This is a genomic window from Stutzerimonas stutzeri (assembly GCF_038561965.1).
GTDB classification, from domain to species: domain Bacteria; phylum Pseudomonadota; class Gammaproteobacteria; order Pseudomonadales; family Pseudomonadaceae; genus Stutzerimonas; species Stutzerimonas stutzeri_AA.
Genome location: NZ_CP139348.1, coordinates 4291771 through 4304478, shown reverse-complemented (window position 1 = coordinate 4304478; position 12708 = coordinate 4291771). Strand labels below are relative to the sequence as shown.

At 66.8% G+C, this 12708-nt stretch carries 14 protein-coding genes; 10 read left to right on the top strand and 4 right to left on the bottom strand.

What is annotated here, in order from left to right; translation table 11 throughout:
* Positions 1 to 235: 235 nt before the first annotated feature.
* The gene (locus SM130_RS19965; RefSeq protein ID WP_102826402.1) at positions 236 to 904 is read left to right on the top strand and encodes a phosphoribosyltransferase; all 669 of its coding nucleotides are present in this window, start codon (positions 236 to 238) and stop codon (positions 902 to 904) included.
* Complete coding sequence (locus SM130_RS19960) at positions 901 to 1551, top strand: dienelactone hydrolase family protein (RefSeq protein ID WP_102826401.1); 651 nt, start codon at positions 901 to 903, stop codon at positions 1549 to 1551. The genes SM130_RS19965 and SM130_RS19960 overlap by 4 nt, the downstream gene beginning before the upstream one ends.
* An 84-nt stretch (positions 1552 to 1635) precedes the next feature.
* Here the strand turns inward: SM130_RS19960 and SM130_RS19955 are convergent, their stop codons facing one another.
* From SM130_RS19955 to SM130_RS19940, 4 genes are all read right to left on the bottom strand, one after another.
* The gene (locus tag SM130_RS19955) at positions 1636 to 2640 is read right to left on the bottom strand and encodes an SDR family oxidoreductase (RefSeq protein ID WP_102826400.1); all 1005 of its coding nucleotides are present in this window, start codon (positions 2638 to 2640) and stop codon (positions 1636 to 1638) included.
* Positions 2641 to 2704: 64 nt separating this feature from the next.
* Positions 2705 to 3724, bottom strand: coding sequence for an ArsA family ATPase (locus SM130_RS19950; RefSeq protein WP_102826399.1), 1020 nt, complete (start codon positions 3722 to 3724; stop codon positions 2705 to 2707).
* A gap of 4 nt (positions 3725 to 3728) precedes the next feature.
* Entirely contained in the window at positions 3729 to 3995 is a 267-nt protein-coding gene (locus SM130_RS19945) for a cory-CC-star protein (RefSeq protein WP_102826398.1), read from the bottom strand.
* A complete protein-coding gene (locus tag SM130_RS19940; RefSeq protein WP_102826397.1) occupies positions 3992 to 5668 on the bottom strand; it encodes a carbon starvation CstA family protein in 1677 nt (558 codons plus the stop codon). The genes SM130_RS19945 and SM130_RS19940 overlap by 4 nt, the downstream gene beginning before the upstream one ends.
* Positions 5669 to 5931: 263 nt before the next feature.
* Here SM130_RS19940 and SM130_RS19935 point away from each other — a divergent pair, with 263 nt between their 5' ends.
* From SM130_RS19935 to SM130_RS19900, 8 genes are read left to right on the top strand one after another with little or no spacing between them, the layout of a single operon-like run.
* Positions 5932 to 6423, top strand: coding sequence for a Na+/H+ antiporter subunit E (locus tag SM130_RS19935; RefSeq protein ID WP_102826396.1), 492 nt, complete (start codon positions 5932 to 5934; stop codon positions 6421 to 6423).
* A complete protein-coding gene (locus SM130_RS19930; protein WP_102826395.1) occupies positions 6423 to 6674 on the top strand; it encodes a monovalent cation/H+ antiporter complex subunit F in 252 nt (83 codons plus the stop codon). The genes SM130_RS19935 and SM130_RS19930 overlap by 1 nt, the downstream gene beginning before the upstream one ends.
* Entirely contained in the window at positions 6667 to 6960 is a 294-nt protein-coding gene (locus tag SM130_RS19925; protein WP_102826394.1) for a cation:proton antiporter, read from the top strand. The genes SM130_RS19930 and SM130_RS19925 overlap by 8 nt, the downstream gene beginning before the upstream one ends.
* Complete coding sequence (locus SM130_RS19920; RefSeq protein WP_102826393.1) at positions 6953 to 7861, top strand: Na(+)/H(+) antiporter subunit B; 909 nt, start codon at positions 6953 to 6955, stop codon at positions 7859 to 7861. Before SM130_RS19925 ends, SM130_RS19920 begins: the two co-directional genes overlap by 8 nt.
* The gene (locus tag SM130_RS19915) at positions 7858 to 8139 is read left to right on the top strand and encodes an NADH-quinone oxidoreductase subunit K (RefSeq protein ID WP_102826392.1); all 282 of its coding nucleotides are present in this window, start codon (positions 7858 to 7860) and stop codon (positions 8137 to 8139) included. Before SM130_RS19920 ends, SM130_RS19915 begins: the two co-directional genes overlap by 4 nt.
* Complete coding sequence (locus tag SM130_RS19910; RefSeq protein ID WP_102826391.1) at positions 8136 to 9560, top strand: complex I subunit 5 family protein; 1425 nt, start codon at positions 8136 to 8138, stop codon at positions 9558 to 9560. Before SM130_RS19915 ends, SM130_RS19910 begins: the two co-directional genes overlap by 4 nt.
* Positions 9557 to 11053, top strand: coding sequence for a complex I subunit 5 family protein (locus SM130_RS19905; RefSeq protein WP_102826390.1), 1497 nt, complete (start codon positions 9557 to 9559; stop codon positions 11051 to 11053). Before SM130_RS19910 ends, SM130_RS19905 begins: the two co-directional genes overlap by 4 nt.
* On the top strand, positions 11050 to 12699 hold the full coding sequence (locus SM130_RS19900; RefSeq protein ID WP_102826389.1) for a complex I subunit 5 family protein: 1650 nt from the start codon (positions 11050 to 11052) through the stop codon (positions 12697 to 12699). The genes SM130_RS19905 and SM130_RS19900 overlap by 4 nt, the downstream gene beginning before the upstream one ends.
* Positions 12700 to 12708: the final 9 nt, after the last annotated feature.

The following is a 12708-nucleotide window of genomic DNA, read 5'->3' as shown; positions in this document are numbered from 1 at the left end:
ATCTATGGCCTTCAGGCCAGAGCTTTCGGGGCGTTACGCGTTAAAGAGGCTATCGGCACACAGTGATGGCACTTTAATGGCGCCAAGGGCGTGACGGCAACGCTTTTATGAGCCCGTCAGGGCGTTCCGATCAGCGGAGACGCCTTGGGCCTTGGTTCCGGCTATGTTGTTTGTCCGACCAACATCCGTTTCTTGAGCCAGACTCCAGCTATAGCGTCGAACCAAGGAGCCTGCCATGACCCTGACGATCCCTTTCCCTGATCGAGCGCAGGCAGGCGCGGCGCTTGCCGAGCGGCTGGCGCAGGAAGTCGACTGGACGGATGCACTGGTACTGGCGCTGCCCCGTGGCGGTGTTCCGGTGGCGTTCGAAGTGGCGCAGCGTCTGCGGCTGGCGCTGGACATACTGGTGGTGCGTAAGCTCGGCGTGCCAGGCAATCGCGAACTGGCCATGGGCGCTATTGCCAGCGGCGGCGTACGCGTGATGAACGAGGATATCTTGCAATACATTCAAATCTCCAAGGCCGAGATCGACGGCACCCTCGCCCAGGAAACCCACGAATTGCAGCGTCGCGAGTTGGCTTATCGAGGCGAGCGTCCGTGGCCGCTGATCGATGGGCGCAAGGTGATTCTGGTGGATGACGGGCTCGCCACTGGCGCGACCATGCGTGCTGCGGTGCAGGCCGTGCATCAGCTGGGGGCCGGGGCTGTTACCGTCGCGGTGCCAGTGGCGGCGCCGGATAGCATCGCGCAGCTGGAACGTCTGGCTGACCGCGTCGTCTGTCTGCATGTGCCTCACGACTTGTATGCCATTGGTCGCTGGTACGAGAATTTCGACCAGACGGCGGACCGGCAGGTGGTCGCGCTGTTGCAGCGCGCCTGGAGCGAAGGAGTACCGCCGGCATGAGCCTTGCGACGACAGATGTGCGTTTCACCCTTGGCAAGGCGCGTTTGCATGGCGAGCTGTACGTGCCGGTCGGCGCCACTGGCCTGGTGGTATTCGTTCACGGCAGCGGCAGCACTCGGCACAGCCCGCGCAACCAGAGCGTGGCGCGCTGTTTCAACGAGATGGGCCTGGCGACCTTGCTGTTCGATCTGCTCACCAGGCACGAGCAGCCCATCGATGAAATTACCCGTCAGGTGCGCTTCGACATCCCGTTGCTGAGTCAGCGGCTGAGCGGTGTGGTCGATCAGCTGAGTGCCGACGAACGCCTCCGCGATCTGCGTATCGGCCTGTTCGGCGGTAGCACTGGCGCGGCAGCGGCATTGACTACCGCGGCCTCGCGTCCGGCGGATATCGCCGCGGTGGTGTCGCGTGGCGGGCGAGTCGACCTCGCAGATCTCTCGCTGGCGCGGGTCAAGGCGGCGTCACTGCTGCTCGTCGGCAGCCGCGACCTGGAGGTGCTGGAACTCAACCGTGCGGCGGCTTCGCGTTTGCAGTGCGTGCACCAATTGGTGGTCGTGCCGGGCGCCAGCCACCTGTTCGAAGAACACGGCACGCTGGAAGAGGTTGCGCGACTGGCTGGCGACTGGTTCCTGCGTCACCTGGCCTAGTCGCGCGGTGGAGGCCGCGATACCGGGCGCGATACCTGTTTATGCCATGCAGCTTCTTATGCCATGCAGCCTCTGCCGCGCTGGCTAGCGTCGGCGCAGCAGGCTGAACACTGTCAGCGCGCCCAGCGCCAGGGCCGCGGTAGTGGCGACCGGGTGCTGTGAGGCGCGGGTGTACAGGCTGTGCTGCAGCACCATCCCCGGATAAGCGCCATGGGCATGCCCGGCGCCGCCCTGGCTGCTATCGGCTTCGTGCAGCTGGCCCTGGCGGTTATCGTCCGGCTGGCCGCTGATGATCGTCGGGGCGATGAAGCGGCGGCGCAGCCAGTCGGCCAGGCGCGGCACGTTCTGTTCGATACGGCTGAGCAGCTTGCCGTTGCCGATGTAGACGTCGCGCTGCGGGTGCTCGGCGGCGTGCAGAATGGCCTGCGCCACGACCTCCGGTGCATACACCGGCGGCGGGAAATTTGGCGCACTCTCCAGTTCGTTTTTCGAGTGATCCATGAACGGTGTATCGGTGGCCACTGGGCGCACCAGGGTCACCGAAACTGGGAGGCCATCGCGTTCCAGTTCCAGGCGCAGCACGTCGGTCAGCGCCTTCACGGCGTGCTTGCTGGCGCTGTAGCTGGCGTGGAACGGCAAGGCGACCACGGATTCCAGGCTGCCGAGATTGATGATCGAGCCGCCGCGTTCGCGCAGATGCGCCGCCGCGATACTAGAGCCGTAGAAGGTGCCCCAGAAGTTGGTCTGCATGACTCGCTGATGATCTTCATCGCTGACCTCGCTGAGCCGTCCCCAGACTGAGGCGCCGGCATTGTTGATCCAGGTGTCGAAGCCGCCGAAGCGCTCGATTATCTGGTCGGCGGCCTGCTGCAGCTGGTCGCGCTCACCGACATCGGCGGTCACGTGCATGACTCGCTCGCCGGCGCCGAGCTGTTGCTCGATCTCGCTCAGTGCCTCTTCGTTTCGTGATACCAGCGCCACACGGGCGCCGGCGGCGACCGCCATGCGCGCGGTGGCCAGGCCAATGCCGCTGGAGGCGCCGGTGATGACGATGACTTGTTCGTTCAGGGGTTTGAGGCGAAGTCTCATGGAGCCCTCCTTTCGCAACGCTGCAGTTGATATGGCGTATAGAAGAGGGCAGCGCCGAACCCGTTCACTCGATGTGACGGGCGGTCCCGGAGCGGTCTGTCAGGTGGCGGGCAAACGCGTGCAGCGCGGCTTCCCCGACCACATCGCTCGGCAGCAAGGGCAGCTCCAATAACGGCAGATCAGTGAGCGCCTCGCGCAGCGTGGCCAGGTGCAGTGCTTCCTGAGCGTGCCGCTCGGCGAGAAAGGCTCCGGCATCCGCGGGCGAGCGCTTGTTGACCACCAGTGCGCCGACCGGCGTGCCGGCGCGCTGCAGTTGCGCATGTAGCTCGATGGTTTCCAGCACTGGCAGACGTTCGGCGGCGAGAACGATGACGAAGGCGCACCGATCGGCGTCGCCGAGCACTTCGCGCAGACGATTGAAGCGTTCGCGGCGGCGGTCGAGGATGTTGCGAATGCGGTTGTCGCGGTCCTGCTCTTTGGCTTCCCCGCCGTGACCGAGGATGGATTCGCCGAAACCGCGATCATCCTGGCCAAGGTTTTTCAGCACCTGGGCAAAGCGCGACCCGCGCTCCTGGCGGCGCAGCAGGCCTTCGGTCCAGGCCGCCATCATTTCCGGCAGGGCCATCAGCCGTGCGGTATGCCCGGACGGCGCGGTGTCGAATATCAGCAGATCGTACTCGGCCAGGCCCTGATCAACCGTCTCGGCGATGCGTTCGAGCAGCGCAGCTTCGTGCATGCCCGGCGCATCGCGCGACAGCGCCATGTGTTTGTCGACCTCGCCGGCCAGGTGCGCTGGCATCAGCTTGCGCAAGGCGGCGCCGACCTCGTCGAGGTGCTGGCGCACCGTCAGCTCGGGGTCGAGTTCCATGCCGTCGAGTCCTGCTGCCAGCCGCACCTTCTGCGGACCGACCGGGCGATCCCATAGATGACCCAGGTTGTGCGCCGGATCAGTGGAAATCAGCAGTACCCGCCGGCCTGCCCGCGCCTGGGCCAGCGCAGTCGCAGCGGCAACGGTGGTCTTGCCGACACCGCCCTTGCCGCCGAAGAACAACACGCGGCGCTGTTCGGCCAGCGCTAGCAACATGGCGTCAGCAGCATCCGATGTGCTCCAGCGGCGAGCGCTCCATGCCCATGCGCCGGTGCCAATCGTGGAAACGTTCGTAGAGCGCTGGCATCAGCTCCAGGGTGTACCAGGCGGCCGGGTTGGGCACGCCCAGGGTTTCGGAGAACACCAGCAGCATGAACAGGTCGTCCTCGTCGCGCTGGGCGCGAGCGAAGGTCCGGCGATAGGGCGCAACGTAGAACTCGCGCAGCCCCGCCGAGACCTTGCCGAGGATGCTCAGCGGCTCGCTCACGGCTGCGTCTCGAAGGCCTGCTCGGCCGGGTCGCGACCTTTACGCATGGCGATTACCGCCTCCAGTGTCACCCACAGCGCGGCGATCAGGATGATCACGTCCATGCCCAGCAGCAGCCAGTTTTCGGCGCGGTAGAACTGGCCCATCTGCACCAGCAGCGCGTAGATCGACATCGCCAGCAGGAACACCAGTGGCACCAGCGTGTACAGCGGCGAGCGGCCGAGCTTGATCAGGATGACGGTGATCACCGCCAGGGTCAGGCCGGCCAGCAGCTGGTTGGTGGTGCCGAACAGCGGCCAGATGACCATGCCGCCGGTGCCGTCCGAGCCCGCGCCGAAAGCCAGCGCCATGCAAACGCCGACGGCGAGCAGTGTGCCGATCAGGGTGTTGACCTTCATTCCGGCCAGCTCGCCGGCTTCCTGGATGACGAAGCGTTGCAGGCGCAGGCCGGTGTCCATGGTGGTGCCGGCGAAGAGAATCGCCATCACCGCGAGGATGGTCCCGCCCAGCTCGGCCGGCAGGCCCAGGCCGTTGGCCAGCAGCGTACCGCCGCCCTGCACGAAGGCAGTGACACCGCCCGTGCCGAAGGCGGTGTACACCTGTTGCCAGTCGGTCAGGGTGGCGAAGCCGGCGGTGCAGCAGATGATCGCCGCCAGCGACAGCATGCCTTCGCCCATCGCACCGAAATAGCCGACGAAGCGGGCGTCGGTCTCCTTGTCCAGCTGCTTGGACGTGGTGCCGGAGGCGACCAGGCCGTGGAAGCCGGAGATCGCGCCACAGGCGATGGTGACGAACAGCAGCGGCACGATGCTCGGGGTGTCGGCTGGCAGTTCCTGGTTGAACGCCGGCGCCACCAGATCCGGCGCGCCGAACAGCACCGCCATGTAGAGCAGGCCGAGGCCGACGAACAGCTGCAAACCATTGATGTAATCGCGCGGCTGCAGCAGTACCCACACCGGTAGCAGCGAGGCGATGGCGGCGTAAACGAACAGCAGCAGGATCCACATCGACTTGGCCGACAGGCCCATGATCTCGTCTGGCAGCGCGACCGGGTACTGATTGCCCAGCAGGATCAGCGCGTAGAGCACGATTACCCCGCCGAGCGATGGCCACAGCAGTTTTACGTTGTAGCGGTAGATCATCTGGCCGATCACCAGTGCCACGATGATCGCGCCCCACACCGGAATCACTGACGTCGGTGTGGATACCAGCAGGTTGGAGATCACCGCGGCAAAGGCGCCGTTGACCATCAGCAGCACGAGGAAGATCACCACCAGGAACAGGCTGCGGCCGCGTGCACCGATCAGCCGGCCACTGAGCATGCCGACCGATTGGCCGCGGCTGCGGGCGCTGGCCCAGAGCGCGCCCAGATCGTGTACCCCGGCAAAGAAGATGGTGCCGAAGACGACCCAGGCGAAGGCTGGCCCCCAGCCCCAGATCACCGCGATGGCCGGGCCGACGATGGGCGCTGCGCCAGCCACGGAGGTGAAGTGGTGACCCCAGAGCACGAACTTGTTGGTGGGCACGTAATCCACGCCGTCGCGCATGGTGTGCGCCGGTGTGCGGTAGTTGGGATCGAGACGGTAGATCCGTTCGGCGATGAACTTGGAGTAGAAGACGTAACCCAGGCCCATGGCGCCCAGGCCTACCAGCAACAACGCAATTGCACTCATCTCGGTTTCCTCGGCGTGTCGCTCGCCGGAGCGCAGCCCTGTTTTGCCCTCATGGGGTGATTGTTATGACCGGGCGTCCACGCCGCGGCCTCAGGGAGGAAAGACCAGCAGGCGACGCGGACGTTCCGCCATCCTGACCGAGCGCATGTCGAGCCAAGCCGAGCGGCAATCTGCTGATACAAGGCATTTCGCCGCGGTTGGTGGACAGCGGCGAACTCTTGGCCTCGACTTGTTACAAAGACCGGTATGCCAAGGAGAACGAGATGACTCAGGCCGCATGGTGTCGCGGAGCTACCGACGCGCTTTTCTGGTCGCTGATCTATGCCGCGCTTTGGGCCGTATTCGCCGCTGGCCAAGGCTGGTTGCTGGGCGTGCCGACGGTTGCGCTGGCCGTCGCCCTGAGCCTGTCGCTTGGCTTGCGCCCGCTGGCCATGCGCCTGGGTGCGCTGCCGGCGTTCCTCGGTTTTTTTCTCAAGCACATGCTGCTCGGCGGCTGGGATGTCGCGCGACGTGCCCTGCAACCGCATTGCCCGCTGCAGCCGGCGTGGCATCCGTATCCACTCGCCAGCCAGTCGCCGCGGGTGCGTCTGCTGCTGTCGGCTTTGGTCGGCCTGCTGCCTGGCACGCTGGCTTCGCGCATCGAAGGGGATGAGATGCGCGTACACGTGCTGGATGAGCGGCTGCCCTGGCAGGCGACTGTCGCCGATCTCGAACGGCACCTGGAGCGTCTGCTCGGCACCGGGGCTTCGCGCTGATGGCACTGTTCTCGGCGCTGTTGTTGCTGACCCTGATCATCGGTCTGTGGCGCGTGCTGCGTGGGCCGGGCAGGGTTGATCGGCTGCTCGCCGTGCAGCTGTTCGGCACCACCGGTGCTGCACTGCTGCTGGTCATGGCGCAGTGGCAGGACGCGCCGGGCTTGCGCGATGCGGCGCTGGTATTGGCGCTGCTGGCGGCGATGATCAGCGCCGCCCTGGTCCAGCTGTTGCGGCGCAGTCGCCATGAATGAGCTGCTGAACATCTTCAGCTGGCTACTGCTGGCTGGCGGCCTGCTGTTCTTCGCCGCCGGCAGCATCGGCCTGCTGCGTTTTCCCGACACCCTCAGCCGCTTGCACGCGCTGACCAAGGCCGACACCCTCGGCCTCGGCCTGGTGGTCGCCGGGCTTTCGCTGCGCGCCGGCAGCCTGTTGGAAGTGGCACAGATGCTGTTGATCTGGCTGCTGGTACTGGCTTCCGGCGCCACCGCCTGCCAGCTGCTGGCACGGCAGTCCGAAGAGGAGGGCGGCGATGAGTGAGTGGCTGCTCGATGGCGTGCTCGGCCTGTTGCTGCTCGGCTTGGCTGGCGGTGCGCTGCACGTGCGCCAGCTGTATGCCGGCGTGCTGCTGTTCATTGCCTTCGGCCTGGTGTTGGCGCTGGTCTGGGCGCGGTTGGGGGCTGCCGACCTGGCACTGGCCGAGGCGGCCATCGGGGCCGGCCTGACCGGCGTGTTGCTGTTCGCCGCGCTGGCGCGGCAACCGCAGGCCGGCAGCGAACCGCGGCTTTCGCGGCGACGCCGACTGGCCGCGGTGCTGGTGGTGTTGCCGTTGCTGATGTTGCTGTTGCCGCAACTGGCTCCGCTGGCCGAGCTGCAACCGACGGTGCCGGCGCAGATCGACGCCGCTCTGGCGCAAAGCGGCGTCGAGCACCCGGTAACGGCGGTGCTGCTCAATTTCCGCGCCTGGGACACGCTGCTGGAACTGGCGGTGCTGCTGCTGGCGCTGCTCGGCGCCCGTCAGCTCGGGCCGTTGCAGCCACAGCTGAGCGAGCCCTGGCCGCTGTTGCGTGCCTGGGGCCGCACGCTGGCGCCGCTGCTGGTACTGGCCGGCGGCTATGTGCTCTGGCGTGGCGCCGCCTCACCGGGCGGCGCCTTTCAGGCCGGCGCATTGCTGGCAGCAGGCATCGTTCTGCTGCGCCTGGCGGGTGCGCTACCGGCCTTGCACTGGAGCTTCTGGCCGCTGCGCCTGCTGGTGCTGATCGGCCTGCTGCTGTTCCTCGGCGTGGCCGCTGCCTGTGCCTGGTTCGGTGATGGCTGGCTGCAGTATCCGGCCGGCTGGGCCAAGCCGCTGATCCTGCTCATCGAGGCGGCGGCCACGCTGTCCATCGCCGCCAGCCTGAGTCTGCTGGTGATTGGCGACGAAGCGGAGGCGCAATCATGAGTGCCACGCTGTTCTGGATCGGCATGGGGCTCGCCCTCTGGCTGCTCGGCCTGCACGGGCTGCTGACACTGCGGCATGCGCTGCGGCGCATCATTGCCATCAACCTGATGGGCAGCGGCGTGTTCCTGGTGATGATCGCCCTGGCGGCGCGCCACGACCCGAGCGATCCGCTGCTGGTGGCGCTGGTGGTCACCGGTCTGGTGGTGGCGGTGAGTGCGACCGCCCTGGCATTGCGCCTGAGCAGCGCACTGGCTTCATCGATGGAGCAAAAGCGATGAACGCCGCGCTGTTCAGTCTGCTTTTGCCCCTGGCCGGCGCCTTGCTGTTGATCCTGCTGCGCCCGGCGCGCAGCGGCCGCTGGGTGATCGCGCTGAGCCTGGGCGCGCTGGTGGCGGCGATCATGGCGCTGCAGGTGGTGCTCGACCATGGTGAGCGCAACCTGCTTATCGGAGGCTGGGAGACGGGGTTGGCGATCCGCTTCCGGCTGACGCCGCTGGCCGCGCTGTTGCTGGTGTTCACCGCCGGGCTGCACCTGCTGGTGGCGCTATACGCGGCGCGCATCCCTCATGCTGCCGGCAAGGAAGATTACTGGCCGCTGTCCTGCCTGCTGCATGCGGCCCTGGCTGCGTTGTGGCTGTCGGCGGACCTGTTCAACCTCTACGTCACGCTGGAGTTGCTCAGCCTGGTCGCGGTGGCGCTGGTGTCGCTGGCCGGACGCAAGGCCTGGAAGCCGGCGCTGAATTATCTGCTGCTGTCGTTGGCCGGCTCGCTGGCCTATCTGCTGGGCGTGGCTTTGATCTACGGACGCTATGGCGTGCTCGATCTGGCCATGCTGGCGCAACTGACCGAAGCCGATGGCGTGACCCATCTGGCGCTGCTGTTGATGACCCTCGGGTTGATGCTCAAGGCCGCGCTGTGGCCGCTGCACCTGTGGCTGCCGCCGGCCCACGCCGCCGCGCCGACTGCGGTCAGCGCGCTGCTTTCGGCGCTGGTGGTCAAGGGGCCGCTGTACATCCTCTGGCTGATCTGGAGCGAGATCGCGCCGGAGGCCTTCGGTCGCGATGCCGGCCTGCTGTTCGGCGCCGCCGGTGTACTGGCGCTGCTCGCTGGCGGCTGGTCGGCGCTGCGTGCGCCGCGGCTGAAGACGCTGGTGGCCTATTCCACCGTGGCTCAACTCGGTTACGCGCTGCTGGCGCTGGGGCTGCTGCTGCACCTGAATGAACCACGCCTGCACGCGGCCTTGTGGCTGTTCGTGCTGGCCCACGGGCTGGCCAAGGTCTCGATGTTTCTCGCAGCGGGTGAGCTGCAAAGCATTCTTGGCAGCAAGCGCGTGACCGGCATGCGCGGTGCCAGTCAGAACGTGCCGATCGCCCTGGCGGCATTCGCCGTGGCCGGTGGCAGCCTGGTCGGCCTGCCACCCAGCGGTGGTTTCCTGGCCAAGTGGCTGCTGTTGCAGCCGTTGTTCGAGCAGCCGCAGCACTGGCCCTGGGCCGTGGGCGTTCTGCTCGGCACGCTGATGTCTGCTGCCTATGTGTTCCGCGTCGTCGCGCACGGTTTCGACCGGGCGCGACCGAACCCGCCGAGCATTCATCCCGACCGCCTGGCGCAATGGCTGGCCCTGCTGCCGGCGCTGCTGGTCTGGGGCTTGGCGTTGATCAGCGAACCGCTGCTGCTCTGGCTGGGAGGGCTCGGACGATGAACTGGCACGGCCTTTTGCCGCTCGGCATCGTGCTCAGCTCGCTGCTGCCGGGCCTGGTGATCTTCGCCCTGCGCGAGGACCAGCAGCGTTTGCGCGTGACCCTCAACCTGCTCGGCGTGACGCTCAAGCTGGCCCTGGTCGGCAGCATGCTCTACGGCGTCAGCCAGGGCAGCGAGTACCGTTTCAGCGTGCCGCTGCTGCCAGGCGCGCCGTTGGTGCTGCAGGCCGATGCCCTGGCGCTGTTGTTCGTTGCGCTGTCGTCGCTGCTGTGGGCGCTGACGACGATTTACGCCATCGGCTATCTGGAAGACTCGCCGCTGCGCTCGCGCTTCTTCGGTTACTTCAGTCTGTGCGTCAGCGCCACGGTGGGCCTGGCGCTGGCGGGCAACCTGGTCAGCTTTCTGCTGTTCTACGAGCTGCTGACCCTGGCCACCTTTCCGCTGGTGGTGCATCGCGGCACGCCCGAGTCGTTGCGTGCCGGGCGTGTCTACCTGGCCTATACCGTGGGTGGTGGCACCCTGGTGCTGATGGGCGTGGCGCTGCTGCACAGCTTGGCTGGCACACCGGATTTCCAGGCGGCTGGCTATCTGCTGGAGCAGGTCGACGAGCATGACATCGCGCTGCGGGTAGCCTTCGCGCTGCTGATCCTCGGCCTAGGCGTGAAGGCCGCGCTGATTCCGTTACACGGCTGGCTGCCGCAGGCGATGGTCGCGCCGGCGCCGGTCAGTGCGTTGCTGCATGCGGTGGCGGTGGTCAAGGCCGGGGCATTCGGCATTGTGCGGGTAGTCTATGACGTGTTCGGCGCCGAAGCGCTGACGCGGCTGGATCTCACCAAGCCGCTGCTCTGGCTGGCAGCCGGAACCATACTCTACGGCTCGCTGCGCGCTCTGCAGCAACAGGAACTGAAGAAACGCCTGGCGTATTCGACGATCAGCCAGGTGTCCTACGTGACCCTGGGCGTTGCGTTGCTCGGGCCGATTGCCGCAGTGGGCGGGCTGGTGCACCTGGTCCATCAGGGCCTGATGAAGGTCACGCTGTTCTACTGTGCGGGTAATTTCGCCGAAACCCTGGGGATTCATCGCATCCGCGAAATGGATGGCGTCGGCCGGCGCATGCCGTGGACCATGACGGCATTCTCCATCGGTGCGCTGGGCATGATCGGTATTCCGCCGATCGCCGGCTTCATCAGCAAATGGACGCTCGGCCTTGGCGCGCTGGAAGTCGGCCAGGACTGGGTGTTGCTGGTGCTGCTCGGTTCGGCATTGCTCAATGCGGCCTATTTCCTGCCGTTGCTCTGGCGTGGCTGGTTTGCCGAGCCGGCCGACTGGCACGAGAATCGCTGGGCCGATGAGCGTTTCGAAACCCACTGGATGTTGCTGCTGCCGCCGGTGATCACCGCGCTGCTGTCGCTACTGGTCGGGCTGCTGGCGGCGACAGCGCTGAGCCCGCTGGGCTGGAGCCAGCTGATCGTCGAGCGGGAGTTCGCCATATGACTGCCTGGCTGTGGTTGCTGGTGCCCTTCGCACCGTTGCTTGGCGGCGCGCTGCTGCTGTGCCTGCGTGAGCGTTGTTTGCCATGGCTGTGGCTGGCGTGTGTGCCGGCCCTGCTCGCGGCGTTGCAACCACAGCCGGCACTGGAGCTGCCTTGGCTCTGGGAGGGCGTGCGCTGGGGCGCCGATGACACGCTGACCCGGGCCTGGCTGGGCTTTTCCGCCGTGCTCTGGGGCTGCGCAGCCGTCTTCGCCAACAGCAGCCTGGCCGGCGATTCGCGCCGGTTGCGCTTCTGGGCCTTCTGGCAACTGGCGCTGGCCGGCAACCTGCTGCTGATCATCGCCACCGACGCGTTGAGCTTCTATCTGGGTTTCAGTGCCATGAGCCTGTCGGCCTACGGGCTGATCGTGCACCGCGGCGGCCCGGGGCCTCGGCGAGCGGGGCGCTTGTATCTGCAGTTGGCGATCTGCGGCGAGATGCTGTTGCTCGCCGCTTTGCTGCTGCGCACCCATGCAGCTGGACAGGCATTCGATTTCGCCAGCTGGCAGGCGCAGCCGATCGACAATCTGACCCTGGCGCTGTTGCTGCTCGGTCTCGGTTTGAAGGCCGGCTTCTGGCCGCTGCACGTCTGGCTGCCACTGGCCCATCCCGAGGCGCCGGCACCGGCCAGCGCCGTGCTCTCCGGGGCGATGCTCAAGGCTGGCATCCTCGGCATCTGGCGATGCGTGCCCGAGGCCGATCCAACGCTGGCAGCCTGGAGCACGCCGCTGCTTGCCGCCGGGATATTCGGCGCGCTCTATGCGGCTGCGTTGGGGCTGTGTGCTGGCAAGTCGAAGGCGGTGCTGGCCTATTCTTCGGTGAGCCAGATGGGTTGGATGCTGATGATCCTGGCGTTGGCCTGGAGCCTGGAGGAGCCATCCGCCGCGCTGCTCGCGGTGCTACTGCTGTTCGGCGTGCATCACGGCCTGGCCAAGGGCGCGTTGTTCCTCGCGGCGGGAATGGTCCATGAAGGGCGCCTGCCGCGGCTGGCCTGGGTGCTTTTGCTACTGCCAGCGCTGGCAATCATGGGCGCGCCGCTTTTCAGCGGTGCGGCGGTGAAGTACCTGCTCAAGGGCGCCTGGCATGACAGCGCCTTCGCCGCCTGGGCACCCTGGCTGACGCTGGCCAGCTTCGCCACCGCGCTGCTGCTGTTGCGCGCCCTCTGGCTGATGTGGCGCGATCAGCAGCATGCCAGCGCGCGCCCGCCCGTTGGTCAATGGTTGCCGTGGGCGGCGCTCAGTCTGGCGTCGCTGCTGTTGCCCTGGCTCTGGCCTGCGCTGCGCGAGCCGCTGCTGGACGGCCTCTATCCGGGTGGCTTATGGGCAGCGCTCTGGCCGCTACTGGCTGCCTTGGCGCTGAGTGGCTGGGCGCTGCGCCGCGCCTGGCGAGTGCCGCCACGCCTGGCCCAGCTGCCCAATCCTGCGCTGTGGACATCGCTGTACCTTACCCGCCTGCTGCGCCAGCCGCCCCTGCCTGTACCGGCGGTTCACCTCGAGCGGAACCGCTGGCGCCGGCGTGAGCGACGCTGGAATCGGCAGTGGGAACGCGGCGCTCTGACGCTCAGTGCCTGGCTGCTGGTGGCGCTGCTCTGGCTCGGCTGGCTGTGGTAAAGCGCTGGC